Origin of the sequence: Streptomyces sp. NPDC048565, assembly GCF_040650935.1 — a bacterium.
Taxonomy (GTDB): domain Bacteria; phylum Actinomycetota; class Actinomycetes; order Streptomycetales; family Streptomycetaceae; genus Streptomyces.
Genome location: NZ_JBEZIH010000003.1, coordinates 149,472 through 173,739 on the forward strand (window position 1 = coordinate 149,472; position 24,268 = coordinate 173,739).

18 protein-coding genes are annotated in these 24,268 nt (G+C 72.0%); 8 read left to right on the plus strand and 10 right to left on the minus strand.

What is annotated here, in order from left to right:
• The first annotated feature begins 28 nt into the window (after positions 1 to 28).
• On the plus strand, positions 29 to 832 hold the full coding sequence (locus tag AB0C75_RS05075) for a thioredoxin domain-containing protein (protein WP_362887188.1): 804 nt from the start codon (positions 29 to 31) through the stop codon (positions 830 to 832).
• A gap of 117 nt (positions 833 to 949) precedes the next feature.
• A complete protein-coding gene (gene lgt / locus AB0C75_RS05080) occupies positions 950 to 1,948 on the plus strand; it encodes a prolipoprotein diacylglyceryl transferase (RefSeq protein WP_362887190.1) in 999 nt (332 codons plus the stop codon).
• Between the two features lie 81 nt (positions 1,949 to 2,029).
• On the opposite strand, the gene AB0C75_RS05085 is transcribed toward lgt, so the two are convergent.
• From AB0C75_RS05085 to AB0C75_RS05110, 6 genes are read right to left on the minus strand one after another with little or no spacing between them, the layout of a single operon-like run.
• Positions 2,030 to 2,851, minus strand: coding sequence for a CoA ester lyase (locus AB0C75_RS05085; protein WP_362887192.1), 822 nt, complete (start codon positions 2,849 to 2,851; stop codon positions 2,030 to 2,032).
• Positions 2,848 to 4,032, minus strand: a complete 1,185-nt coding sequence (locus AB0C75_RS05090) for a CoA transferase (RefSeq protein WP_362887194.1) — start codon at positions 4,030 to 4,032, stop codon at positions 2,848 to 2,850. Before AB0C75_RS05090 ends, AB0C75_RS05085 begins: the two co-directional genes overlap by 4 nt.
• Entirely contained in the window at positions 4,029 to 5,405 is a 1,377-nt protein-coding gene (locus tag AB0C75_RS05095; RefSeq protein WP_362887196.1) for an ADP-ribosylglycohydrolase family protein, read from the minus strand. The genes AB0C75_RS05090 and AB0C75_RS05095 overlap by 4 nt, the downstream gene beginning before the upstream one ends.
• Entirely contained in the window at positions 5,402 to 6,598 is a 1,197-nt protein-coding gene (locus AB0C75_RS05100) for an ADP-ribosylglycohydrolase family protein (protein WP_362887197.1), read from the minus strand. The genes AB0C75_RS05095 and AB0C75_RS05100 overlap by 4 nt, the downstream gene beginning before the upstream one ends.
• On the minus strand, positions 6,534 to 7,748 hold the full coding sequence (locus AB0C75_RS05105) for an ADP-ribosylglycohydrolase family protein (protein ID WP_362887199.1): 1,215 nt from the start codon (positions 7,746 to 7,748) through the stop codon (positions 6,534 to 6,536). Before AB0C75_RS05105 ends, AB0C75_RS05100 begins: the two co-directional genes overlap by 65 nt.
• Complete coding sequence (locus tag AB0C75_RS05110; RefSeq protein WP_362887201.1) at positions 7,745 to 8,884, minus strand: ADP-ribosylglycohydrolase family protein; 1,140 nt, start codon at positions 8,882 to 8,884, stop codon at positions 7,745 to 7,747. Before AB0C75_RS05110 ends, AB0C75_RS05105 begins: the two co-directional genes overlap by 4 nt.
• Positions 8,885 to 9,099: 215 nt before the next feature.
• Between AB0C75_RS05110 and AB0C75_RS05115 the strand changes: the two genes are divergently transcribed.
• The 3 genes from AB0C75_RS05115 to AB0C75_RS05125 all read left to right on the plus strand — a co-directional run bounded on the left by AB0C75_RS05115 (position 9,100) and on the right by AB0C75_RS05125 (position 16,241).
• Entirely contained in the window at positions 9,100 to 9,831 is a 732-nt protein-coding gene (locus AB0C75_RS05115) for a VIT1/CCC1 transporter family protein (protein ID WP_362887203.1), read from the plus strand.
• A 397-nt stretch (positions 9,832 to 10,228) separates the two neighbouring features.
• On the plus strand, positions 10,229 to 14,788 hold the full coding sequence (gene gltB / locus AB0C75_RS05120) for a glutamate synthase large subunit (protein ID WP_362887205.1): 4,560 nt from the start codon (positions 10,229 to 10,231) through the stop codon (positions 14,786 to 14,788).
• Positions 14,781 to 16,241, plus strand: a complete 1,461-nt coding sequence (locus tag AB0C75_RS05125) for a glutamate synthase subunit beta (RefSeq protein WP_362887207.1) — start codon at positions 14,781 to 14,783, stop codon at positions 16,239 to 16,241. Before gltB ends, AB0C75_RS05125 begins: the two co-directional genes overlap by 8 nt.
• 202 nt (positions 16,242 to 16,443) lie before the next feature.
• Here AB0C75_RS05125 and AB0C75_RS05130 read toward each other — a convergent pair whose 3' ends face one another.
• Both AB0C75_RS05130 and AB0C75_RS05135 read right to left on the minus strand, forming a co-directional pair.
• Positions 16,444 to 17,616, minus strand: coding sequence for an SLC13 family permease (locus tag AB0C75_RS05130; RefSeq protein WP_362887599.1), 1,173 nt, complete (start codon positions 17,614 to 17,616; stop codon positions 16,444 to 16,446).
• A 158-nt stretch (positions 17,617 to 17,774) separates the two neighbouring features.
• On the minus strand, positions 17,775 to 18,689 hold the full coding sequence (locus AB0C75_RS05135) for a rhomboid family intramembrane serine protease (RefSeq protein ID WP_362887209.1): 915 nt from the start codon (positions 18,687 to 18,689) through the stop codon (positions 17,775 to 17,777).
• 160 nt (positions 18,690 to 18,849) lie between these two features.
• Here AB0C75_RS05135 and AB0C75_RS05140 point away from each other — a divergent pair, with 160 nt between their 5' ends.
• The 3 genes from AB0C75_RS05140 (at position 18,850) to AB0C75_RS05150 (ending at position 21,866) form a co-directional block, all read left to right on the plus strand.
• A complete protein-coding gene (locus AB0C75_RS05140; protein ID WP_362887211.1) occupies positions 18,850 to 19,371 on the plus strand; it encodes a pyridoxamine 5'-phosphate oxidase family protein in 522 nt (173 codons plus the stop codon).
• 393 nt (positions 19,372 to 19,764) lie between these two features.
• Positions 19,765 to 19,968, plus strand: a complete 204-nt coding sequence (locus AB0C75_RS05145) for a cold-shock protein (protein ID WP_015607926.1) — start codon at positions 19,765 to 19,767, stop codon at positions 19,966 to 19,968.
• 215 nt (positions 19,969 to 20,183) lie between these two features.
• Complete coding sequence (locus tag AB0C75_RS05150) at positions 20,184 to 21,866, plus strand: DEAD/DEAH box helicase (RefSeq protein WP_362887213.1); 1,683 nt, start codon at positions 20,184 to 20,186, stop codon at positions 21,864 to 21,866.
• A 270-nt stretch (positions 21,867 to 22,136) separates the two neighbouring features.
• On the opposite strand, the gene AB0C75_RS05155 is transcribed toward AB0C75_RS05150, so the two are convergent.
• Both AB0C75_RS05155 and AB0C75_RS05160 read right to left on the minus strand, forming a co-directional pair.
• On the minus strand, positions 22,137 to 23,228 hold the full coding sequence (locus AB0C75_RS05155; protein ID WP_362887215.1) for an ankyrin repeat domain-containing protein: 1,092 nt from the start codon (positions 23,226 to 23,228) through the stop codon (positions 22,137 to 22,139).
• Between the two features lie 38 nt (positions 23,229 to 23,266).
• Positions 23,267 to 24,196, minus strand: coding sequence for a hypothetical protein (locus AB0C75_RS05160; protein WP_362887601.1), 930 nt, complete (start codon positions 24,194 to 24,196; stop codon positions 23,267 to 23,269).
• Between the last annotated feature and the right edge of the window lie 72 nt (positions 24,197 to 24,268).

The following is a 24,268-nucleotide window of genomic DNA, read 5'->3' on the forward strand; positions in this document are numbered from 1 at the left end:
ACGTGCCTCCCCGGTTCGTTTGCGCGGTGTGAGCGAGAAGAACCAAGACCGCAGAAGAGCCGCACGTGACCGGCTCGTCCAGCAGCGTGAGCAGGACCGGGCGCGGGACCGCCGCCGGCGCACGCTGATCGTCTCGACCGCCGTCGTGGGGGTGCTGGCGCTGGCAGCCGTGATCGGCGTCATCGCGGCCAATGCCGGAAAGAGCGACAAGGACAGCACGGCGGGGCCCGCCGTCACGCCGTCCGGGGCGATGGGGAAGGACGGTCTAGCCCTCCGGGTCGGGGCCGACGACGCGCCGTCCACGCTCACGATCTGGGAGGACTTCCGCTGTCCGGTCTGCGCCCAGTTCGAGAACGCCTTCCGCGACACGGTCACGGAGCTCACCGACAGCGGACAGCTCAAGGTGGAGTACCACCTGGCCACGATCATCGACGGCAACGTCGGAGGCAGCGGCTCGCTGCGCGCGGCCAACGCGGCCGCCTGCGCCCAGGACGCCGGCAAGTTCGCCGCGTACCACGACGTCCTCTACCGCGACCAGCCCGCGGAGACCGACGACGCCTTCGGCAAGAACAGCAAGCTGATCGAGCTGGCCGGCAAGGTGGACGGCCTTGACACGCCCGAATTCCGCAGCTGTGTGGAGGACGGCACCCACGACAGCTGGGTCGAGAAGTCCAACAAGGCCTTCACCGATGGCGGGTTCGAAGGCACGCCGACGGCGCTGCTCAACGGCGATTCGGTGTTCCCGAAGAAGGGGGACGAGCAGATCTCCGAGGCCAACCTCAAGAAGTGGGTCGCGGACGCGAACAAGGGCAAGAAGCCGGGCACTCCCTAGGGACAGCCCTCAGGGGCGAGGGCGGGCTCCGGCGGGCGCTCCGCCGGGGCCCGTTACCCAGAAGTTGCCGGACGGCTTGCCGTACGTCCCGTCCGGCAAGGTAGCGTCGACCCCGCCATGAAACTTGCCTACATTCCCAGCCCGTCGACCGGCGTGATCGAGCTCGGCCCGATCCCGCTCCGCGGCTACGCGTTCTGCATCATCATCGGTGTCTTCGTCGCCGTCTGGTTCGGCAACAAGCGCTGGGTCGCCAGAGGCGGCAAAGCCGGCACCGTCGCCGACATCGCCGTCTGGGCCGTGCCCTTCGGCCTGGTCGGCGGCAGGCTCTACCACGTCATCACCGACTACCAGCTGTATTTCAGCGACGGTCAGAACTGGGTGGACGCCTTCAAGATCTGGGAGGGCGGCCTCGGCATCTGGGGAGCGGTCGCGCTCGGCGCGGTCGGTGCCTGGATCGGCTGCCGCCGGCGGGGGATCCCGCTCCCGGCCTGGGCCGACGCGCTCGCCCCCGGTCTCGCCTTCGCCCAGGCGATCGGCCGCTGGGGCAACTGGTTCAACCAGGAGCTCTACGGCAAGCCGACGGACGTGCCCTGGGCGCTGAAGATCAGCGAGGGCACGAACAGGGTCGCGGGCACCTACCACCCGACGTTCCTGTACGAGTCCCTGTGGTGCGTCGGTGTCGCGCTCCTGGTCATCTGGGCGGACCGCCGCTTCAAGCTCGGACACGGCAGGGCCTTCGCGCTGTACGTCGCCGCGTACTGCGCGGGCCGCGGCTGGATCGAGTACATGCGTGTCGACGAGGCGCACCACGTGCTCGGCCTCCGGCTCAACGTGTGGACCGCGATCATCGTGTTCGTGCTCGCCGTGACGTACATCGTGATCTCGGCGAAGGTGCGCCCCGGCCGCGAGGAGATCGTCGAGCCCGCCGGAGTGGAGCTGACCAAGGACGGCGAGGAGGCCCCGGAGGCCGGCACGGACGCCGACGGGAAAGCCGCGGACGCCGGCACGGACGCCGACGGGAAAGCCGCGGACGCCCCCGGGGACTCCGATGCCACCGGGCCGTCCGATGCCGCCGAGGACGCCGACGGGAGTCCGCAGAAGGCCGACAGGAGCTGACGCTCCCGCCCCGCATCTGCTGAGCGAAGGGGCCGCCGACCACGATCACGGTCCGGCGGCCCCTTCGCCCTGTGCAGGGCCTCATCGCCGCGAGCGCGCCAGCGCCAGCGTGCGTTCCGCGGTCGCCACCACCGCCGCGTCGACGAACCTCCCGTCGGGCAGGGCCTGTGCCCCGGCCTCGGCCAGGGACGCCTCCAGGACCTGCTCCGCCGACTCGACCTCCTGTGCCGTCGGCAGGAACGCCCGCTCGATGACCGGCAACTGCCGTGGGTGGATGGCCGTCCGGCCGAGCAGACCGAGATCCCGGCCGTGCGCACAGGACGCCCCAAGCCCGGCCAGGTCCCGGACATCGGGGTAGACCGACATCACCGGAGGGTCGAGCCCGGCCGCCCGGGCCGCCGTCACCACACGGCTGCGCGGCCAGTCGAGACCGGCGTCGCCCCGCACCCCCAGATCCGCCCGCAGGTCCGCCTCGCCTAGCGCGATACCCCGTACGGCGTGATGCGCCCCGGCGATCGAGTACGCGTGCTCGATCGCCAGCGCCGACTCCAGCAGTGGATACAGCGCCGTGCCCGGTGCCAGCGCCTCGACATGGTGCACGGACGCCGCGTGGGTGACCTTGGGGAGCCGCATCCCGGACAGCCCGGGCAGCCCCGCGAGTGCCCGCACGTCGTCCTCGCCGTGGACCCGGACATGGACCGGCACCGCCATCGGGTCCGCGGTGACCGGGTCCGAGAGCAGCTCAGCCGTCGCCGAGCGCGCGTACTCCTTGCGGTCCGGAGCGACCGCGTCCTCCAGGTCGATGATCACCACGTCCGCGCCGGAGCCGAGCGCCTTGCGGACCACCTCGGGCCGGTCCCCGGGCACGTACAGCCAGGTCAGCGCCACCGCCGGTCCGCTCACAGCGCCCCCTCCTCCCGCAGGGCGGCTACCGCGGGCGCGGAGAGACCGAGCTCGGCCAGGATCTCGTCCGTGTCCGCTCCGTGCGGCCGGCCCGCCCAGCGGATCGCCCCCGGGGTCTCGGAGAGCCGGAACAGCACGTTCTGCATCCGCAGCGGTCCCAGCTCGGGGTCGTCGACCTCGGTGATCGTGCCGAGCGCCCGGTACTGCGGGTTCTCCATCACATCCCGTACGTCATGGACCGGCGCGATAGCCGCCTCGGCCTTCTCGAAGGCGTCCACCGCCTCCTGCCGGGTGCGCCGGGCGATCCAGTGGCCCACCGCCTCGTCGAGTTCGTCGGCGTGCTCGGCGCGGGTGCTCCCGGCACGGAACCACGGCTCCTCGATCAGCTCAGGGCGCCCCACCAGGCGCATCACCCGTTCCGCGACCGACTGGGCGGACGTGGAGACGGCGACCCAGTGGCCGTCGGCGGTGCGGTAGGTGTTGCGCGGGGCGTTGTTGCGGGAGCGGTTCCCGGTCCGCGGCTGGACGTACCCGAGCTGGTCGTACCAGAGCGGCTGCGGTCCCAGCACGGTCAGGATCGGCTCGATGATCGCCATGTCGACCACCTGCCCGCCCCCGGTGCGGTCACGGCCGGCCAGGGCCGTCATCACCGCGTACGCCGTGGCGAGCGCCGCGATCGAATCGGCGAGCCCGAACGGCGGCAGGGTCGGCGGCCCGTCCGGCTCCCCGGTGACGGCGGCGAAGCCGCTCATGGCCTCCGCGAGCGTGCCGAAGCCGGGCCGGTGCGCGTACGGGCCCTTCTGCCCGAAGCCCGTGACCCTGGCCAGCACCAGCCGGGGGTTGACGGCGCGCAGCTCATCCCAGCCGAGACCCCAGCGCTCCAGGGTCCCGGGCCGGAAGTTCTCGATGATCACATCGGTGTCCTCGGCCAGCCGCAGCAGCACGTCCCGGCCGCCGGGGGCGGACAGGTCGAGGGTCAGGGTGCGCTTGTTGCGGCCGAGCATCTTCCACCACAGGCCGATGCCGTCCTTCGCGGGGCCGTGCCCGCGCGAGGGGTCGGGCTTGCGCGGGTGTTCGACCTTGATGACCTCGGCGCCGAAGTCGCCGAGCATGGTGGCGGCGAGCGGTCCGGCGAACAGGGTCGCGAGGTCCAGGACCCGCAGGCCGGCGAGAGGAGTCATGAGCGGCGTACCTCCTGATGGGTCAGTTCCGCGAGGGTGTCGAAGCCGATGGAGCCGATACCGGCCACGGATGTGGCGAGGCGGTTCTTGAGCGGGGATGTCCACCCGTCGGGCAGCGCGGCGGGCCTTCCGGCCAGCAGGCCCGCGAGCGAGCCGGCCGTCGCGCCGTTCGAGTCGGTGTCCCAGCCGCCGGACACCGCACAGCCGATGGAGCGGCCGAAGTCGCCGTCCGCGTGGGTGAGGGCGGCGGCGAGCAGCGCCGCGTTGGGCAGGACGTGCACCCAGTGGTGGCCGGCCCCGTAGGTCTCGTGGAGCCGGTCCACGACCGTGTCGAAGTCCGCTTCGGCGCGGGCCGTCCGGATGCCGAGGCGTACGGCGTGCGCGTACCGGGAGCGGGGCGGCACCACCCGAAGACCGGCCGCCAGACAGCCGTGCACATCGCTCTCGCCGCCGGCAGCCTGGGCGAGAGCGGCGGCGGTGAACATCGCGCCGTACACCCCGTTGGCCGTGTGGGTGAGGACCGCGTCCCGATGGGCCTGTTCCGCGGCGGCTCCGGGGTCGCCCGGGTGCGTCCAGCCGTGGACGTCGGCCCGGATCTGGGCGCCGATCCACTCCCGGAACGGGTTGCGGTGGCGGGCGGTGTCCGGTGGCTCGACGCCGTCGAGCAGATTGCGGTACGCGATGCGCTCGGCGGTGAAGACGCGGCCGGCCGGGAGCTCGTCGAGCCAGAGCCCGGCCAGGTCGCAGGTGCTGAACCCCCTGCCGTGCCGCTGGAGCAGAAGCACGGTCAGCAGGGGGTAGTTGAGGTCGTCGTCCTCCGGCATCCCGTCGATGTTCTCGGCCAGCGAGGTGGGCGCCGAGCGACGGTTCCAGGGGTACTCCGCGGCCAGTTCCGCCGGGACTCCCCGGGCGGTGAACCAGGTGGTGAGCGGCCAGTTGCCGGTGGCGCGGGCCAGGGCGCGGACGCCGGCCAGCGGCAGCTTCTCGACCGGCTTGCCCAGCAGGCATCCTGCGGCCCTCCCCAGCCACGCCGCGTGCAGCCGCTCGGGCCCGACGGACACCTGGTGGCCGGGCGGGGCGGGCCAGCGCGGGCAGGCGGCCCTGATCCCGGGCAGGTCGCTCGGCTCGTCATCGGCCAGCGGGCTCTTCAGCAGGGCGAGTTCGTCCAGCAGCTGCCCGGCGAGCGCGCGCAGCCGACGCGAGGCGGAGGGCTCCGATGGCTCCGACGCCCCCGCCCGCTCAGGGGCCGGGGCGCCGCCGGCCGCGTACCAGCGCCGGGCGATGTCCGTGGCGTCCCGGCCGTCCTGCTCGGCCTGCCGCAGCTCATGGCCCACCAGGTCCTCGGTCTTGACCCACGTCAGGCGTACGGTCACCTGCCGTCGCCCGCCAGCGCGGCGAACGCCGCCTCGTGCGCCCGGCGCCGTGCCGTGTCCCGTACGAAGACCTCGCGGGCCACCTCGGCGAGCACCCGCGCCGGGGCGTGCAGATCGAGGTGGCTGGCCTCGGCGACCGTCTTCACCCAGGCCTCGGGGATCGCCTGTTCGCCGTGGAGGGCGCCGGCGAGCGCTGCGCTCATCGTGGCGATCGAGTCGCAGTCACGGCCGTAGTTGACCGAGCCGAGCACCGTGTGCCGGAAGTCGCCGCCGCCCACGAGCAGCATGCCGAGCGCGATGGGCAGTTCCTCGATGGAGTGCAGCCGCGAGGGCCGTCGGGCGCCGAGCGAGGGATCCCGGTAGTGCGGTCCCACCGTGTCGAAGGGGGCGACCGCGGCGCGCAGCGGCGCCAGCGCGGACTCGAAGTCCGTGTAGCCGGAGGCCACTTCGCACACCGCCTCGATCGCCGAGCGGGTGCCGTCCTTGGCCAGGGCGAGCGCGGCCTCGACGACGGAGACGGGGGTCGCGCCCGGTGCGCACGCGGCGGCGACCGAGGCGGCCAGGACCCCGGCCGCCTCCCGCCCGTAGGAGGACTGGTGGGCGCCCGCGACATCCAGCGCCTCCGCGTACGCGGCCTCCGGGTGGGCGGCGTTGACCAGGCCGACCGGGGCCATGTACATCGCCGCCCCGCAGTTGACGATGTTGCCCGAACCCGCCTCGCGGGGATCGGCGTGCCCGTAGTGCAGCCGTGTGACGATCCACTTCTCGGCGAGGAAGATCCGCTGGAGGGGGAGCGCCTCGGCCTCCAGCTCCGGGATCCAGCGGGGCCGTGACATCAGGTCGGGCACCAGGTGGTCGGCGACGGCGTAGGCGTCGAGATGCCCGCGCACCGCCTCGTACACCCGGACCAGCGCGTGAGTCATCAGGGTGTCGTCGGTGACGTGCCCGTCGCCCTTGTGGTACGGGGCGATGGGGCGTGCGGTGCGCCAGTCGTCGCCGTACCAGGGCCCGACGACGCCGGTCACCCGGCCGCCGTGACGCTCGACGATCTGCTCGGGTGTCCAGCCCTCGACGGGACCGCCGAGCGCGTCGCCGACGGCCGCGCTGACAAGGGCTCCGGTGATGCGTTCATCCAGGGTGAGCGTCGTGGTGGACGTGCCGGCCGCGAACGACTCGGGTGTTTTGTGTGCCATGCCGGGATTGTCCACCCGGGGTGGCCGGTTCCGTGGCTGCCAACAGCCCGGCGAGTTCGATGAGGTCCGTGCCGGCGAGCAGGGGCAGCGCGCACCCGGCGAGCGTCCGGCAGGCCTCCCGCCAGCCCGCCGGCACGCTCGCCGCTCCGCCCAGCGCCCCGGTCAGGGCCCCGGCGAGCGCGGGCGCCGAATCCGCGACCCGGGACAGACAGGCCGCGGCGGGGACGGCCTGGGCGAGCTCGCCCCTGGCGGCGGTCGTCAGGGCGAGGGCGACCGGCACGGTCTCGGCGGCGGCGATCCCGTAGCTGTAGACGTGATCCACGATCTGGTGCTCCAGCACGGGGACGAGCGCGAAGGCGCCCGCCGCCTCGTCGGCGAACTCCCTGGCCAGCCGCACCGCGTGGACCGCGTTACGCGCGATCTCGGTGCCCTCGGGGAGCCGCCCGAGTGCCGCGTTCACCACCGTGTCCACGTCCGCCCCGGCGAGGGCCTCGGCGATCGCGGCCGCGATGGCTCGCGCGCCGTGCACCCCGTCACCGTCCTGGGTGTACCGGGCGTCGAACTCGGCGAGCCCGGCCGCGGCCGCCGGGTCACCCGGGTGCATGACGGCGAGCACCGCGGCCCGCACACAGGCCGCGTCGTCGAAGTAGTGCGGATTGTCGTGACCGGTGGCGGGCGGGCGCAGCCCGGCGGCCAGATTGCCGAGCCCGGCCCGTACGGAGATCCGGGCCCGCAGCGGCAGGACGGCCGACTCGACCTCGGGCGCCCTGGCGCTCGCCGCGGCCACCTTCGCCGCCAGCGCGTTCCACGACCGGTCGACCGCGTCCCGCATCCGATGGCCGGGGGAGAGGCCCGGTGCGTGGTCGGCCGCGGCGGCCAGCACGGTCCTGGCGGTGAACGCGGCCCACTCGGCGTCGTCGGACGGACCGAGCCGCAGCGGTTCGGGCGGCTGGTTCAGGGCGATGGGCACGGGGAGCGTCGTCGTCGCGTTCTGCTCGGCGAAGGTGTCCAGCTCCCGGGTGAGCCGCCTCGTCCACTCCGGCATCCGCGCCGCCCGGTGCCGCGCGGCCGGCCACCCGGCGGCGTCACCCGCGGCCAGCCCGAGCAGCAGCCCCTCGATCCTGGCCCGCCGGTCCGGTGCGCCGGTCATCGGGCGTCCTGCCGGACAGCGGAGGCGGGCCCGCGCGGGGCGGTGCGTACCGGTGTGTGCCAGGCGGGGAAGGGCACGGGCTCCCCGCCTGGCACGGGCTCCCCGCCTGCGGCGGGCCGCGCCGTCACCGGCTGCTCCACGTCGTCCGGGGTCAGCAGATCCGCGATGTCCAGGACATGATGGCCCCGCATCGACGGCAGACAGCTGCCCCGCACCGGCCCGATCGCCGCCGCCCAGTCCCCGGGGATCGCCGTCACCCCGTGCAGGGCGCCGGCCAGCGCCCCCGCCACGGCGGCCGTGGTGTCGGCGTCCCGGCCCATGTTCACCGCCGTGAGCACCGCGTCACGGAAATCACCGCGCGCCGCCGTGAGGGCGCCGAAGGCGAGCCCCACCGCTTCCGGCGCCAGATCCGTCCACGGGTAGCCGCCGATCACCACCGCCGAGCGCACCGCCCGTTCCCCGGTCAGCCGGTCCGGGTAGGAGCGCTGCGCCGCCGTGACCGCGCGGCGCAGCGAGCGCGCCGTCCAGGAGTCCATCGGGACGACCGAGAGCGCGGCGGCGATCACGGAGGCGAGTCCCGCGCCCACCATCGCGGCCGCCACCCCCGCCGCGACCGCCTGACCGCCGTAGATGCCCTCCCCGTCGTGGCTGACCCGCCCGTCCACCGCCACCAGACGGGCGGCCTCGGCGGGGCGGCCCGCCGCGAACACCCCGAACGGCGCCGCCCGCATCGCGAGACCGTCGCTCCAGGCATGCCGGTGCTGGGCGGAGATCGGGGCGGCCAGACCGCGCCGCAGATTCTCCAGCGTGCCCCGCTCGCTGAATCCGGCGCCCCGGAATGGGCCCTCGTCCAGATCGGCGATCCAGTGGTGCCAGGCCCGTTCGACATGCGAGACGGTGAGCGCGGAACCGTGCCTGGCCAGCAGCAGCCCGGAGAAGATCGCGTACTCCGTGTCGTCGGTCCCCGCCGGATCGTCACTGACGAACCCCTCGATACGGCCCCAGCGATGGCGGATCTCGGACGGGCGCATGTTCTCCGCGGGCGCACCGAGCGCGTCCCCCACCGCGAGCCCCAGCAACGCCCCCCGTGCCCGGTCTCCCGTGCCGACCGCCGCACCCTCCGTCATGAGCTCCATCGTGCCGACCCTTCACTCACACCCGGAACAACCGGATATGTGAGGTTGCCCGATCGCACGGAAGAAAAGGCTTATTTTCTTACATATCGTCCGCCCGGGTGACGCTCCTCAGGCAGGTAAGTTCGGCCTTCCTTGCTGGCGAGAGGCCTTTTTCGTGCGTACTTTCGACGGTGCGGAGCGGGGGACATGGAGTCCGCTCCCGGAAGGGGAGAGCTGTGTCCATCATCGAGACCGACGCCGTACTGCACGAGGCGCACCGGGACAACCACACCCACCGTGACGTCAACGGCGGCTGGCTGCGGCCCGCCGTGTTCGGCGCCATGGACGGTCTCGTCTCCAACCTGGCCCTGATGACGGGCGTCGCCGGAGGTGCGCTCTCCCAGCAGACCATCGTCATCACCGGTTTGGCGGGGCTCGCCGCAGGAGCGTTCTCGATGGCCGCGGGGGAGTACACCTCCGTCGCGTCGCAACGCGAACTCGTCGAGGCCGAGCTCGCTGTCGAGCGGCGTGAGCTGCGCAAACACCCCAAGGACGAGATGCGGGAGCTGGCCGCGCTCTACGAGTCCCGGGGGGTGGAGCCGGCGCTCGCCCGTGAGGTGGCGCGGCAGCTGTCCAGGGACCCGGAGCAGGCCCTCGAAATACACGCGCGCGAGGAGCTGGGCATCGACCCGGGTGACCTCCCGTCGCCGCTCGTCGCGGCCGTGTCCTCCTTCGGCGCCTTCGCGCTGGGCGCCCTGCTGCCCGTACTGCCCTACCTGCTCGGCGCCGACCGGATGTGGCCCGCCGTGCTGCTCGCCCTGGCCGGACTGTTCGGCTGCGGTGCGGTGGTGGCCAGGGTGACGGCACGCACCTGGTGGTTCAGCGGACTGCGCCAGCTGGTGCTCGGCGGGGCGGCCGCCGCGATCACCTACGGCCTTGGCGCGCTGTTCGGTGTGGCCGTCGGCTGAGGCCCGGATTCCGTGGGGCCTCGGCGGTGTCGCACCGGTGTGACGTACGTCTTGACGCACGTCACTGGGCCTACGGGGTGCGCCCGCCTTAAAATGAGACGCTATGCAGTGCTACACATAAGTAGCCGTTACCCGGCGGTTTCGATTCCATGACCACGGGGCAAGAGCCGTAGACACTCGCGGGCAACGACGCCCGCTCTCTGCGGTCTCCCCGGTCGGTGATCCACGAGGATCCGTCGGATCAGGACCCACCCGCACCACGCTCGTGGTGTCCGCATGTTGGAACGGGCTATCCGCTTTTTGAGAAGCGTTCCATCATGTAACCTGCAAAAAATTTCGCAGAGGGCCAACGTCGTCCCTCGGCACAGCACATGCCACGACGACGACGGGAGAGCCAATGCGTTCCGACGCCTGGTCGCCCATGGACGGTCGCCCTGTCCAGCAGGGGATGTACGACCCCCGTAACGAGCACGACGCCTGTGGCGTCGGGTTCGTGGCCACTCTGACCGGTGTGGCCAGCCATGAGCTGGTCGAGCAGGCGCTGACCGTACTGCGCAACCTCGAACACCGCGGCGCCACAGGATCCGAGCCCGACTCGGGCGACGGCGCCGGCATTCTCCTTCAGGTCCCGGACGCCTTCCTCCGCGAAGAGGCCGGATTCGAACTCCCCGAGGCCGGCTCCTACGCCGTCGGTATCGCCTTCCTGCCCGCGGACGACTCCACCGACGCCGTGAAGCAGATCGAGAAGATCGCCGCCGAAGAGGGCCTCGACGTCCTCGGCTGGCGCCAGGTCCCCGTCACACCGGACCTCCTGGGCAAGGGCGCCCGCGCCACGATGCCCGAGTTCCGCCAGCTGATCGTGGCCGACGGCGAGAACACCGGCATCGCCCTGGACCGCAAGGCATTCGTCCTGCGCAAGCGTGCCGAGCGTGAGGCCGGGGTGTACTTCCCCTCGCTCTCCGCACGCACGATCGTCTACAAGGGGATGCTGACCACCGGGCAGCTGGAGCCGTTCTTCCCCGACCTCTCCGACCGCCGCTTCGCCACCGCGGTCGCCCTGGTCCACTCACGCTTCTCCACCAACACCTTCCCGAGCTGGCCGCTCGCCCACCCGTACCGCTTCGTTGCGCACAACGGCGAGATCAACACGGTCAAGGGCAACCGCAACTGGATGAAGGCCCGCGAGTCCCAGCTCGCCTCCGGCCTCTTCGGTGAGGCGCAGCTCGACCGGATCTTCCCCGTCTGCACCCCGGACGCCTCCGACTCCGCCTCCTTCGACGAGGTCCTGGAGCTGCTCCACCTCGGCGGCCGCTCCCTGCCGCACTCGGTGCTGATGATGGTCCCCGAGGCATGGGAGAACCACGCCTCCATGGACCCGGCACGCCGCGCCTTCTACCAGTACCACTCCACGATGATGGAGCCCTGGGACGGCCCGGCCTGTGTCACCTTCACCGACGGCGTCCAGGTCGGCGCGGTCCTCGACCGCAACGGCCTGCGCCCCGGCCGCTACTGGGTCACCGACGACGGCCTCGTCGTCCTCTCCTCCGAGGTCGGCGTCCTGGACATCGACCCCGCCAAGGTCGTCCGCAAGGGCCGCCTCCAGCCCGGCCGGATGTTCCTCGTCGACACCGCCGAGCACCGCATCATCGAGGACGACGAGATCAAGGCCTCCCTGGCCGCCGAGAAGCCGTACGAGGAATGGCTGGAAACCGGCGAGATCGCACTCGAGGACCTCCCCGAGCGCGAGCACATCGTCCACACCCACGCCTCGGTCACCCGCCGCCAGCAGACCTTCGGCTACACCGAGGAAGAGCTCCGCGTCCTCGTCGCCCCGATGGCCCGCACCGCAGGTGAACCCCTCGGCTCCATGGGCACCGACTCGCCGATCGCCGCGCTCTCCGAGCGCCCCCGGCTGCTCTTCGACTACTTCACCCAGCTGTTCGCCCAGGTCACCAACCCGCCGCTGGACGCCATCCGCGAGGAGCTCGTCACCTCGCTGCGCTCCACCCTCGGCCCCGCCGGCAACATCCTGGAGCCGACCGCCGCCGCGTGCCGCAGCGTCGCGCTGCCCTTCCCGGTGATCGACAACGACGAGCTGGCCAAGCTCATACACATCAACGCCGACGGCGACATGCCGGGCATGAAGGCCGCGACCCTGTCCGGCCTCTACCGCGTCAGCGGCGGCGGCGAGTCGCTCTCCGACCGGATCGAACAGATCACCACCGAGGTCGACACCGCCATCGAGGACGGCGCCCGCCTCATCGTCCTGTCCGACCGGCACTCCGACGCCGAGCACGCGCCGATCCCCTCGCTGCTGCTCACCTCGGCCGTCCACCACCACCTCATCCGCACCAAGCAGCGCACCCAGGTGGGCCTGCTGGTCGAGGCCGGCGACGTCCGCGAGGTCCACCACGTCGCGCTGCTCATCGGTTACGGCGCCGCCGCCGTCAACCCCTACCTCGCGATGGAGTCCGTCGAGGACCTCGTCCGCGCCGGTACGTTCATCGAGGGCATCGAGCCCGAGCTGGCCATCCGCAACCTGATCTACGCCCTCGGCAAGGGCGTCCTGAAGGTCATGTCCAAGATGGGCATCTCGACCGTCGCCTCCTACCGCGGCGCCCAGGTCTTCGAGGCCGTCGGCCTCGACGAGGCCTTCGTCGCCCAGTACTTCAACGGCACCGCCACCAAGATCGGCGGCGCCGGACTCGACGTCGTCGCCAAGGAGGTCGCCGCCCGGCACACCAAGGCGTACCCCGCATCCGGCATCTCCGCGTCGCACCGCGCCCTGGAGATCGGCGGCGAGTACCAGTGGCGCCGCGAGGGCGAACCGCACCTGTTCGACCCGGACACGGTCTTCCGCCTCCAGCACGCCACCCGCAACCGCCGGTACGACATCTTCAAGAAGTACACCGGCCGGGTCAACGAGCAGTCCGAGCGCCTCATGACGCTCCGCGGACTCTTCAACTTCAAGGACGGCCGCGAGCCGATCTCCATCGACGAGGTCGAGTCCACCTCCGAGATCGTCAAGCGCTTCTCCACCGGCGCCATGTCGTACGGCTCCATCTCCCAGGAGGCGCACGAGACACTCGCCGTCGCCATGAACCAGCTGGGCGGCAAGTCCAACACCGGCGAGGGCGGCGAGGACTCCGAGCGCCTCTACGACCCGGCACGCCGCTCGTCCATCAAGCAGGTCGCCTCCGGCCGCTTCGGTGTCACCAGCGAGTACCTGGTCAACGCGGACGACATCCAGATCAAGATGGCGCAGGGCGCCAAGCCCGGCGAGGGCGGCCAGCTGCCCGGCCACAAGGTCTACCCGTGGGTCGCCAGGACCCGGCACTCCACCCCGGGCGTCGGCCTGATCTCGCCCCCGCCGCACCACGACATCTACTCCATCGAGGACCTGGCTCAGCTGATCCACGACCTCAAGAACGCCAACCCGGCGGCCCGCGTCCATGTGAAGCTGGTCTCCGAGGTCGGCGTCGGAACGGTCGCCGCGGGTGTCTCCAAGGCCCACGCGGACGTCGTCCTCATCTCAGGACACGACGGCGGCACCGGCGCCTCACCGCTCACCTCGCTCAAGCACGCGGGCGGCCCCTGGGAGCTCGGCCTCGCCGAGACCCAGCAGACCCTGCTGCTCAACGGCCTGCGCGACCGCATCGTCGTCCAGACCGACGGCCAGCTCAAGACCGGCCGCGACGTCGTCATCGCCGCCCTGCTGGGTGCCGAGGAGTTCGGTTTCGCGACCGCGCCGCTCGTCGTCTCCGGCTGCGTCATGATGCGGGTCTGTCACCTCGACACCTGCCCGGTCGGCATCGCCACCCAGAACCCCGTCCTGCGGAGCAGGTTCTCCGGCAAGGCCGAGTACATCGTCAACTTCTTCGAGTTCATCGCCGAGGAGGTCCGCGAGATCCTCGCCGAGCTCGGCTTCCGCACCATCGAGGAGGCCGTCGGCCACGCCGAACTCCTCGACACCGAGCGGGCCGTCACCCACTGGAAGGCCCAGGGACTCGACCTCGACCCCCTCTTCCACGTGCCCGAGCTCCCCGAGAACGCGGCGCGCCACCGCACAAGCGAGCAGGACCACGGCCTGGCCAAGGCCCTCGACAAGCAGCTGATCAAGCTCGCAGCCGACGCCCTGGGCGCCGACAGCGCCGAGGCCGCCCAGCCCGTACGGGCGCAGGTCGCGATCCGCAACATCAACCGGACCGTCGGCACCATGCTCGGCCACGAGGTGACCAAGAAGTTCGGCGGTGCGGGCCTGCCCGACGACACCATCGACATCACCTTCACCGGATCCGCCGGCCAGTCCTTCGGCGCGTTCGTCCCGCGCGGTGTGACGCTGCGCCTGGAGGGCGACGCCAACGACTACGTCGGCAAGGGCCTCTCCGGCGGCCGCGTCATCGTCCGCCCCGACCGCGGCGCCGACCACCTCGCCGAGTACTCCACCATCGCCGGCAACACCATCGGCTACGGAGCCACCGGCGGCGAGCTGTTCCTCCGTGGCAGGACCGGCGAGCGCTTCTGCGTCCGTAACTCCGGCGCCACGGTCGTCTCGGAAGGCGTGGGCGACCACGGCTGCGAATACATGACCGGTGGCCACGCGGTCGTCCTCGGTGAGACGGGACGCAACTTCGCCGCGGGCATGTCCGGCGGTATCGCGTACGTCATCGACCTCGACCTCGACAACGTCAACACCGGCAACATCGGCGCCGTCGAGCTCCTCGACGACACCGACAGGCAGTGGCTGCACGACGTCGTGCGCCGCCACCAGGAGGAGACCGGATCCACGGTCGCCGAGAAGCTGCTGGCCGACTGGGACACCGCGGTCACCCGCTTCAGCAAGATCATCCCGTCCACCTACAAGGCAGTGCTCGCCGCCAAGGACGCCGCTGAGCTCGCCGGTCTCTCCGAGCAGGAGACCACCGAGAAGATGATGGAGGCGGCGACCAATGGCTGACCCCAAGGGCTTCCTGACCACCGGACGCGAGGTCGCCAGGACCCGCCCCGTCGGCGAGCGCGTCAAGGACTGGAACGAGGTCTACGTTCCGGGATCGCTGCTCCCGATCATCAGCAAGCAGGCCGGACGCTGCATGGACTGCGGCATCCCGTTCTGCCACAACGGCTGTCCGCTCGGAAACCTCATCCCCGAGTGGAACGACTACGCCTACCGCGAGGACTGGTCGGCGGCGTCCGAGCGCCTGCACGCCACGAACAACTTCCCGGAGTTCACGGGCCGCCTGTGCCCCGCCCCGTGCGAGTCGGCGTGCGTCCTCGGCATCAACCAGCCGGCCGTCACCATCAAGAACGTCGAAGTCTCCATCATCGACAAGGCCTGGGACAGCGGCGACGTCACCCCGCAGCCGCCCGAGCGCCTCTCCGGCAAGACCGTCGCCGTCGTCGGCTCGGGTCCGGCCGGTCTCGCCGCCGCCCAGCAGCTGACCCGCGCCGGCCACACCGTCGCCGTCTTCGAGCGCGCGGACCGCATCGGGGGACTCCTGCGCTACGGCATCCCCGAGTTCAAGATGGAGAAGTCGCACATCAACCGCCGCATCGAGCAGATGCGCGCGGAAGGCACCAAGTTCCGTACGGAGGTGGAGATCGGCAAGGACATCGACGCCGCGAAGCTCCGCCGCCGCTACGACGCGGTCGTCATCGCCGCCGGTGCCACCGTCTCGCGCGACCTGCCCGTCCCTGGCCGTGAGCTGAACGGCGTGCACTTCGCGATGGAGTACCTCCCGCTCGCCAACAAGGTGCAGGAGGGCGACCTGACGGTCTCCCCGATCACCGCCGAGGGCAAGCACGTCGTCGTCATCGGCGGCGGCGACACCGGCGCCGACTGCGTCGGCACCGCCCACCGGCAGGGCGCCGCCTCCGTCACCCAGCTGGAGATCATGCCGCAGCCGGGCGAGGAGCGTAACGCCAACCAGCCCTGGCCGACCTTCCCGATGCTCTACAAGGTCACCTCCGCGCACGAGGAGGGCGGCGAGCGGATCTACTCCGTCTCCACCACCCACTTCGAGGGCGATGAGGACGGCAACGTCCAGTCGCTCCACCTCATCGAGGTGGAGTTCAAGGACGGCAAGCTGGAGCAGAAGCCCGGCACCGAGCGCGTCATCCCGGCCCAGCTCGTCACCCTGGCCATGGGCTTCACCGGCACCGACCAGGCCAACGGCCTCGTCCAGCAGTTCGGCCTCGACCTCGACGCCCGCGGCAACATCGCGCGCGACGAGGACTACGCCACCAACGTCGAGGGCGTCTACGTCGCCGGAGACGCGGGCCGCGGCCAGTCCCTCATCGTCTGGGCCATCGCCGAGGGCCGCTCAGCGGCGCGCGGCGTGGACCGCTACCTGACCGGGGCCAGTGCCCTGCACGCCCCGATCCGCCCGACGGACCGTTCACTGACGGTCTGACCACGGCACACAGACGTCCCGTACAACGGCGTACGGAACTGAACGCGGCGCCCGCCCCCGTCCCCGACCGGACATGGGCGGGCGCCGCGACGCGTTCCCCCGGTGCCGCGACGGGTTCCCCGGGGCCGCCACGCGTTCCCGCGCGCCGCGACGGGCCCCCGGAGGCCGCCACGCGTTCCCGCGCGCACCGGCCGGGGACGGATCAGCCGGTCAGCGCCAGCGCGGACACGGCGGCCAGGGTGCCTGTCACCGACAGCACGAGACCGGTCCCCAGGAAGCGCCCCAGGGCGATCCGCGTCCCGTGCAAGCGGCACCGCTCGAACCACAGCAGCGTCGCCAGGGACGCCCACGGAGCCACGAGCGGCCCCACATTGACGCCGATCAGCAGCGCCAGCAACTGCTGGTGATTGCCCACGGGGACGACCTCCTCACCCGCCAGATAGGCCGGCAGGTTGTTCAGGACGTTCGCGAGACCCGCACCCACCCCCGCCGACCGCAGCATCCCCGAGAAACCGTTGTCGGAGCCCAGCGCGGACTCCAGCAGCCGGTGCAGCCCGTGCGCGCCGATCGTCTGCACCACCAGGAACATCCCCGGGACCAGCACCAGCAGCCGCCACGGCACCAGCGAAAGCCGCAGCTCCTGCCTGCGCCGTACGGCGAACGCCACCACGACCACCACCATCGCGGTCAGCGACGCCGACCAGAGCGGCACGTCCGCCACCAGGATCGCCACCAGGAAGCCCGCACAGGCCACCGCGCAGATCCGCAGCAGAACCGGATCCCGGGCCACCGTCGCGCCCGGCGGCGTGTACCGGTCCGCGCCGCGCCGGCCACGCCGCCAGTAGAAGACCCACAGACACGCCGCCGTCACGGCGATCGAGGCGAGCTGCGGCAGCCACATCACCGCGGCGAGACCGGACGGCGAGAGCGCCACCCGCTCCGCCGCCAGCAGATTCGTCAGATTCGAGACCGGCAGCAGCAGACTCGCCGTGTTGGCGAGCCACACCGTCGTCATCGCCAGCGGCACCGGCGCGATCCCCACCCGGGTGGCCAGCGACAGCATGACCGGGGTGAGCAGCACCGCCGTGGTGTCCAGATTCAGCGTGACCGTGGTGAGCGAGGCGAACAGCACGCACAGCCCGAACAGCAGCGGATAACGCCCCCGCCCCGCATGCGCCATCCAGGCCGCCACCACATCGAAGACCTGCGCCCGGCCAGTCAGCTCGGCCATCACGATCACGGTGCCCAGGAACACCACCAGCGGCCCCACCCGCCGCATCTCATCGGCGGCGGGCCCCGAGGGCAGCAGCCCCGTCACCACCGCGAGCAGCCCCAGGAGCAGCAGACCGCCCGCCAGCCAGTCGAGCGGGTGCAGCCGGCGGAGCAGCAGCCGGACACGCCCGCCGGGCTCCTGGCCCTGCCCCGAGAGATCTCTCGCCACGGGATGATGATCTCAGAAAGTGGACGCAGCTCAGGGACCGGCGAGTTCGGCGGTCCGGCCGCCGGCGACGTCCCGCGGGCCTCCCTCCGCGGTCAGGCCGACCCCGTCAGCACGGCCGTCCGCACGACGACCACCACCGCCAGCAGCACGACCAGGATCACCCCGCCGGCCAGCTGCGCCGCGGACGTCCGCAGCCTCGCCGGCGCGTACGCAAGACCGTAGGTCACCAGGCCACCGGTCAGCAGCCCGCCCAGATGCCCCTCCCACGAGGTGAACGCCGCGGAGATGACCATCCAGAGCAGGAACCCCGCCATGAAGCGGTTCACCGCCCGCATGTCACGGCCCAGCCGCCGGCTGATGACGTAGAAGGACGCCGCCAGACCGAAGATCGCCCCCGACGCGCCGACCGCCGTCGTCTCCGGCGAGATCAGGTACACCAGCACCGAGCCGCCCACCGCGGACAGCAGATACAGCGCCAGATACCGCGCCCGGCCGAGCTGCCCCTCCACGACCCTGCCGAGATTCCACAGCGCGAGCATGTTGAAGACCAGGTGCATCACACCGAACGACGCGTCGGGCGGCAGATGCAGGAAGGCGCCCGTCAGCAGCCGGTACCACTCCCCGTCGGCCACCCCGTCGAGCTCGAAGCCGGGATAGGTCTCCCCCTTGTAGTAGTACTGCCCGCCCGACGGATCGACCAGCACCGCGCCCAGCATCCCGAACCGGTCCACCACCCCGTCCCGGACCACCTCGACGACGTACGCCACGATGTTCAGCGCCATCAGCACATACGTCACGAGCGGCCGCGCGGCCCTCGGCACCGCACCGCCGAACAGCGAGCGGGCCTGACGGACCGAGCGCTGCCCCTGCGCCACGCACTCCACGCAGTGGTGCCCGACCGACGCCTCACGCATGCAGTCGGGGCAGATGTACCGGTCGCAGCGCGTGCAGCGCACATACGTCTCGTACGACGGGTGGCGGTAACACGTGGTGGCGGCGGCCTCCATGGCCGGCTCCTTCATTCGTGGACGGGGGCGCGTGGACGGGGCGAGGAGCGCCGCCGGGGCGGCGGCGCTCAAGATAGCGAACGCCGGTGAGGCGCGGCACACGTGGGTTGCGGCGACCCGCGGCGCATCCTGACAGAAGGTGTCCGGATTACGGGGTTCGATGGGACCCATGACAGCGAACGAGACACCCGGGTCATGGCAGGACTTCCGCACCGCGGAACCGGCCTTCGCCGACACCGTGCGCAAGAGGTTCCAGCAGTACAAGCACCACGTCCTCGCGACCCTGCGCGCGGACGGCTCGCCCCGGGTCACCGGCCTGGAGGCGGACTTCCGCACGGACGCCCTGTGGCTCGGCATGATGCCCGGCTCCCGCAAGGCGCTGGACCTGCGGCGCGACCCACGCTTCGCCCTCCACGCCAATCCGGGCCCTGACGCGGAGATGGCCGACGGGGACGTCCGCGTCTCCGGGCAGGCCGTGGAGATCACCGACCCCGCCGCGCTGGCACGCTACGTCGATGAGGCGGCTCCGCCGGAGCCCTTCCTCCTCTTCCGCGCCGACCCCGCCGAGGTGGTCCGCACCGGGATCGACGGCGGCGACATCGTCGTACAGGTCTGGCGCCCCGGCCACCCGCTGCGCACCCTGCGCAGGAGCTCCGACGACAGCCCCGTCCGCGAATCGTGACCTCCGGGCCCCAGCGCCCTGCCGCGGCCAGGGCCCCTGCCCCGCCCCTTGCCGCGGCCACCCGCGCGGCGTAACCCCAGCCGCGGATCCGGCCGCACGGCGTTGCGCGGGCCCCGGCGCGCCGGTACGTCCTTCAGGTGAACCGCCCACCCGCGCAGGGCGCCACCAGCGGGCTTCCGGCGCGCCGGGGCGGAGTGATCTGCCGCCCGCCGACAGAACGTGCTACGGTTGCCGAGTTGCAGTTTTGGTACCCATGAACTTTATGTGCGCCTGACGGGAACCCTCCTCAGGCGCTTTATTGTTTTCCGGCTTTCTCCGGATGGGGCTCAATGCGGCGACTTGGAATTCGTAAAGTGCGGATTTCCGGCACTGCACCTCTTTTAGGAGAATGACATGGCTACTGGAACCGTGAAGTGGTTCAACTCGGAAAAGGGCTTCGGCTTCATCGAGCAGGACGGCGGCGGCGCCGACGTCTTCGCCCACTACTCCAACATCGCCACCCAGGGCTTCCGTGAGCTCCAGGAGGGCCAGAAGGTCTCCTTCGACGTCACGCAGGGCCAGAAGGGCCCGCAGGCGGAGAACATCGTCCCGGCCTAATTGCCGGACGCGTACCTCGCAACCGGGGCCCGCACCGTGAAGGTGCGGGCCCCGGTTTGTGCTGTTTTCGAGTTTGTACTGTTTCCGACTCGTCCATTGCCCGGTTCGGCTCCGCCACCGGGACACCTGCTCTGTGCTTGCATCCTGGGGCGCACAAGAAGCAGTCCGCAGCAGTCGGCAGTAACCCCAGGAATCCCCCAGGAGGGCAATTCCGTATGACCCGCTCCGAACGCCAGGACCGACCGACCCGCAACCGCCCGATAAGGGGCCGCGGCACGGACCGGGCACAGGCGAACACCCGAGGATCCGGCAAGGCACCGGCCCGACGCAGGCCCGCACCCGCCCAGGGGGGAGAGTTCGCCCTGCCGGAGACCCTGACCCCCGCACTGCCCGCCGTCGACGCGTTCGCCGAGCTGGACATGCCCGCCGCGCTGCTGAAGACCCTCGCCGCACAGGGCATGACCGACCCCTTCCCCATCCAGGGCGCCACCCTGCCGAACTCACTGGCGGGCCGGGACATCCTCGGCCGTGGCCGCACCGGCTCCGGCAAGACCCTCGCCTTCGGCCTGGCGCTGCTCGCCCGCACCGCCGGACGCCGCTCCGAGCCGCACGCCCCGCTGGCGCTCGTCCTCGTCCCCACCCGCGAGCTCGCCCAGCAGGTCACCGACGCGCTGACCCCGTACGCGACCTCCGTGAACCTGCGCGTCGCCACCGTCGTCGGCGGCATGTCGATCAGCAGGCAGTCCGGCGCGCTGCGCCGGGGCGCCGAGGTGCTCGTCGCCACGCCCGGCCGGCTCAAGGACCTCATCGAGCGCGGTGACTGCCGACTCGACCAGGTCGCGATCACCGTCCTGGACGAGGCCGACCAGATGGCCGACATGGGCTTCATGCCGCAGGTCGTCGCGCTGCTCAAGCAGGTCGAGCCGGACGGACAGCGGATGCTGTTCTCCGCGACCCTCGACAAGAACATCGACCGGCTGGTCAAGATGTTCCTCACCGACCCGGTCGTGCACTCCGTCGACCCGTCCGCCGGTGCGGTCACCACGATGGAGCACCATGTGCTCCACGTCCTGGACGAGACGGACAAGAAGGCCGTCGCCACGAAGATCGCCGCCCGCGAGGGCCGGGTGATCATGTTCGTCGACACCAAGCGGGCCGCCGACCGCTTCGCCAAGCGGCTCCTCGCCAGCGGTGTACGGGCCGCGGCCCTGCACGGCGGCCGGTCCCAGCCGCAGCGCAACCGGACACTGGACCAGTTCAAGAACGGCCAGGTCACCGCGCTCGTCGCGACGAACGTGGCGGCCCGCGGCATCCACATCGACGACCTCGACCTGGTCGTCAACGTGGACCCGCCGACCGACCACAAGGACTACCTCCACCGTGGTGGGCGCACCGCCCGCGCCGGGGAGTCCGGCAGCGTCGTCACGCTCGTGCTGCCGGAGGAGAAGCGCGAGATGACCCGGCTGATGCAGGACGCGGGCATCGCGCCGCGCACCACCCGGATCAGGTCGAGCGACGAGGAACTCAGCAGGATCACGGGGGCCCGTGAGCCGTCCGGCGTCGCGATCGTCATCGAGGTGCCGCAGCCGACGCAGCCCAAGCCGCGTACGCGTGGCGGGAGCCAGGGCTCAGGCACGGCGGCCGGCGGTTCCTTCCGCTCGGGCAGCCGGGGCCGTGGCCGGCGCGGTGGTGCGGGCGCGGCTTCCGGTGCCGCGCAGGGCGGTGCCGGTGGCGCGGCCCGCGGTGGTGCGGGCGGTGGCGCGCGTGCCGGCTCCGGTGGCGGTGCGGCTCGCGGCGGAGCCGGTGGCGCGGGCGGATCGGCCCGCACCGCCGGGGCCGGCAGGGCCGGTGGCACAGGGCGCGGCAGCGCGCCCGGCCGCGGCCGCCGGGCAGCGTAGACGCGGGGTGCGGTGAGCGGTCCCGCCGGTCACCGCACCCGTCGTCGCCGGGGCTCAGCTCCTGGGTTCAGCTCCGGCGTTCCCGCTCGTTCCGTGCCCCGGCTCGCCCTCGGGACCCGCTTCCCGGTCACCCTCGGCCGGGGGTTCACGTCCCTGGGCGGGGGGTCACGCCGCTCGGCTCACTCTCGCGGCCCGGGGTTCACCCTCGCCCGCTCGGCTCACCCCGGCCCGCCGGCCCGCCCTCGGCCCTCGTTCGCCTCGGCCCCGGTCTCACTCCCGGTCCCGCTCACCTTCGTACGCGGTGAGCGCCCGCGCGGCCGCTTCGGCCGGTGCCGGGTCCGCGGTGCGGGCCAGTTCCCGCAACAGCGGAACCGCCCGGTCGGCGAACGGCTCGTCGCCGGTACGGAATCCGAGCCCCGCCGGGCCCGTCAGCCCCGCCAGCACCTCCGCGCCGAGCGTCTGCCGCAGCGGATCCTCGCTCGCCGTCCACGCGGCCGCCGCCTGGAACGTCTCCTCGTCGCCGTACAGCGACAGCGCCTCCACCGCCGCCAGCCAGTTGTCCAGCCCGGGGCCCCCGCCCCGCAGCGCCCGGACGGCCAGCTCCTCGAACGGTGCCCGCACGCCGAGCTCGCCCTCCAGGAGCGTCGCTATCGCGGCGTGCCCCGTCTGCAGGTCCTGAGAGGCGAACGGCTCCCCGCCCCGCAGCAGTTCGACCGTGACGGTCACCCCGCCGTCCACCGGTGCGCGGCGCACCGCGCTCTCGTGGCCCTCGTCCCCGTACATCCGGCGCAGCGCCGCCAGCAGCTCCTGCTCCACGTCCAGCGTGAGCATGCGTCCGGCCTCCTCCAGCGCGGGAGACAGATCACGGGCGCCGTGCCGCAGCAGGGCCCGGACGGTGCGCAGCGACCCCCGCCTCGCCGCGACCACCAGCGGGACCTCGCCCTGCGGTCCTGGCTGGTCCGGGTCGGCGCCGTGCGCCAGGAGGACCTCCGCGACCCGCGCGTGGCCGAGGCCCGCCGCCCAGCGCAGCGCGGTGAAACCGAACTCCTCGCTCAGATCCGGCCCGGCCCCCGCGGACAGGAGCGCCCCGACGACCTCGGCGTGACCCCCGCACGCCGCCCCGCACAGCGGCAGATCGCCCGCCTCGGGGCCGCTCGCCCGGTTCGGGTCCGCGCCCGTGGCCAGGAGCAGCCGGACCGCGCCGGGCAGGTCCTGCACGGACGCCAGATACAGCGCGGTCGTCCCCTCCGTGTCGCTCGACTCGGCGGACGCGCCCGCGCGAAGCGCCCGTACGACGGCGTCCTCATCGTCGTGCAACGCCTCGAAGAGGGCCCTGGCGCCCTCCGTCGGACCATGCGTCATACACCGACTCTACGACTTTCCCGGTCCGGGACGGTTTGTCAGGTGTCGCACTCCAGGACCGTGCGGCACAGACCGCACCTGGCCCTGGTCCGGCCCTTGACCGGGACCCGGACGCGCTGGTGGCAGACGGGGCAGGCGAAGGAGACCCGCAGCCCGTCCGCCCCGCCCTCGAAGGCGTACGGAAGGGACGGGTCGCGGGCGGCGCCCGGGTGGTCGCCCGCGTAACGGCGGTCCTTGGCGTAACGGCGCCTGCCCGCCCACCCCGCGGCCGTCAACGGCGGCCGTTGCAGATCGCGCAGGGCCTCGGCCCGCCCCTTGGTGTACGCCGTGTACGCCTGGGGGCTGGTGAACCACACCGAGGGGTCCTCGTCGAAAACCAGTGCGCGCTTGGCGAGCACGTAACCGAACTCCTCGGGCGTGAGATAGCCGAGCTTCTGGCTGGACACCGCGTCCTGACGGAAGGCGTCCAGCAGCAGCCAGCCCGCGCCGAGGTAGGCCGTCACCGTGTCAGTGAGGATCTCGTTGTCGCGGGTACCGGGGAGCTCCAGGCCCAGCCGGTGCAGCAGCACATGGGTGATCTCGTGCGCGAGGGCGGCGCCGATGTCCCTGCGGTGCGTACGGAAACGGTCGTTGAGCTCGATGAAGTACTCGGGCCCTGCGGTGAGTTCGACGCTCGCGGCGTGTTCCATCCGCCGGAAGCCGACGACGATACGGGCCTGCGGCAGACGCAGGTGCTGCACCAGGGCTCCGGCCACGCGCTGGGCGCCGAGATGCAGATCGTCCACGTCGGAGAACGCGGCGTCGACCGGAGCGAGGCTCGTGGCGTAGGCGTGCACACCGTCGGGGGAGACCCGCCGGTAGAGCGAGGTGATCGCCGAACGGACGGCGTCGAGGTGCGGGAACCCATGCACGACCGGGCCGCCGTCGCTGCCGTTACCGCCCCTGCTGCCGTTGCCGCCGTCGCTCACGTCCGAACCCCCATCGATGACGCTCAACGAGACCTCACTCTAACGACCTGGTGCGCGATAGCGAGCGGATCA

What these genes read in the sequence shown, in the direction of transcription:
- AB0C75_RS05135 (WP_362887209.1), bottom strand. Translation starts at nt 18,689, where the DNA reads ATGGAGGCCGCCGCCACCACGTGTTACCGCCACCCGTCGTACGAGACG.
- AB0C75_RS05150 (WP_362887213.1), top strand. Translation starts at nt 20,184, where the DNA reads ATGACCCGCTCCGAACGCCAGGACCGACCGACCCGCAACCGCCCGATA.
- AB0C75_RS05100 (WP_362887197.1), bottom strand. Translation starts at nt 6,598, where the DNA reads ATGGCACACAAAACACCCGAGTCGTTCGCGGCCGGCACGTCCACCACG.
- AB0C75_RS05090 (WP_362887194.1), bottom strand. Translation starts at nt 4,032, where the DNA reads ATGACTCCTCTCGCCGGCCTGCGGGTCCTGGACCTCGCGACCCTGTTC.
- AB0C75_RS05110 (WP_362887201.1), bottom strand. Translation starts at nt 8,884, where the DNA reads ATGGAGCTCATGACGGAGGGTGCGGCGGTCGGCACGGGAGACCGGGCA.
- AB0C75_RS05145 (WP_015607926.1), top strand. Translation starts at nt 19,765, where the DNA reads ATGGCTACTGGAACCGTGAAGTGGTTCAACTCGGAAAAGGGCTTCGGC.
- AB0C75_RS05105 (WP_362887199.1), bottom strand. Translation starts at nt 7,748, where the DNA reads ATGACCGGCGCACCGGACCGGCGGGCCAGGATCGAGGGGCTGCTGCTC.
- lgt (WP_362887190.1), top strand. Translation starts at nt 950, where the DNA reads ATGAAACTTGCCTACATTCCCAGCCCGTCGACCGGCGTGATCGAGCTC.
- gltB (WP_362887205.1), top strand. Translation starts at nt 10,229, where the DNA reads ATGCGTTCCGACGCCTGGTCGCCCATGGACGGTCGCCCTGTCCAGCAG.
- AB0C75_RS05155 (WP_362887215.1), bottom strand. Translation starts at nt 23,228, where the DNA reads ATGACGCATGGTCCGACGGAGGGCGCCAGGGCCCTCTTCGAGGCGTTG.
- AB0C75_RS05125 (WP_362887207.1), top strand. Translation starts at nt 14,781, where the DNA reads ATGGCTGACCCCAAGGGCTTCCTGACCACCGGACGCGAGGTCGCCAGG.
- AB0C75_RS05140 (WP_362887211.1), top strand. Translation starts at nt 18,850, where the DNA reads ATGGGACCCATGACAGCGAACGAGACACCCGGGTCATGGCAGGACTTC.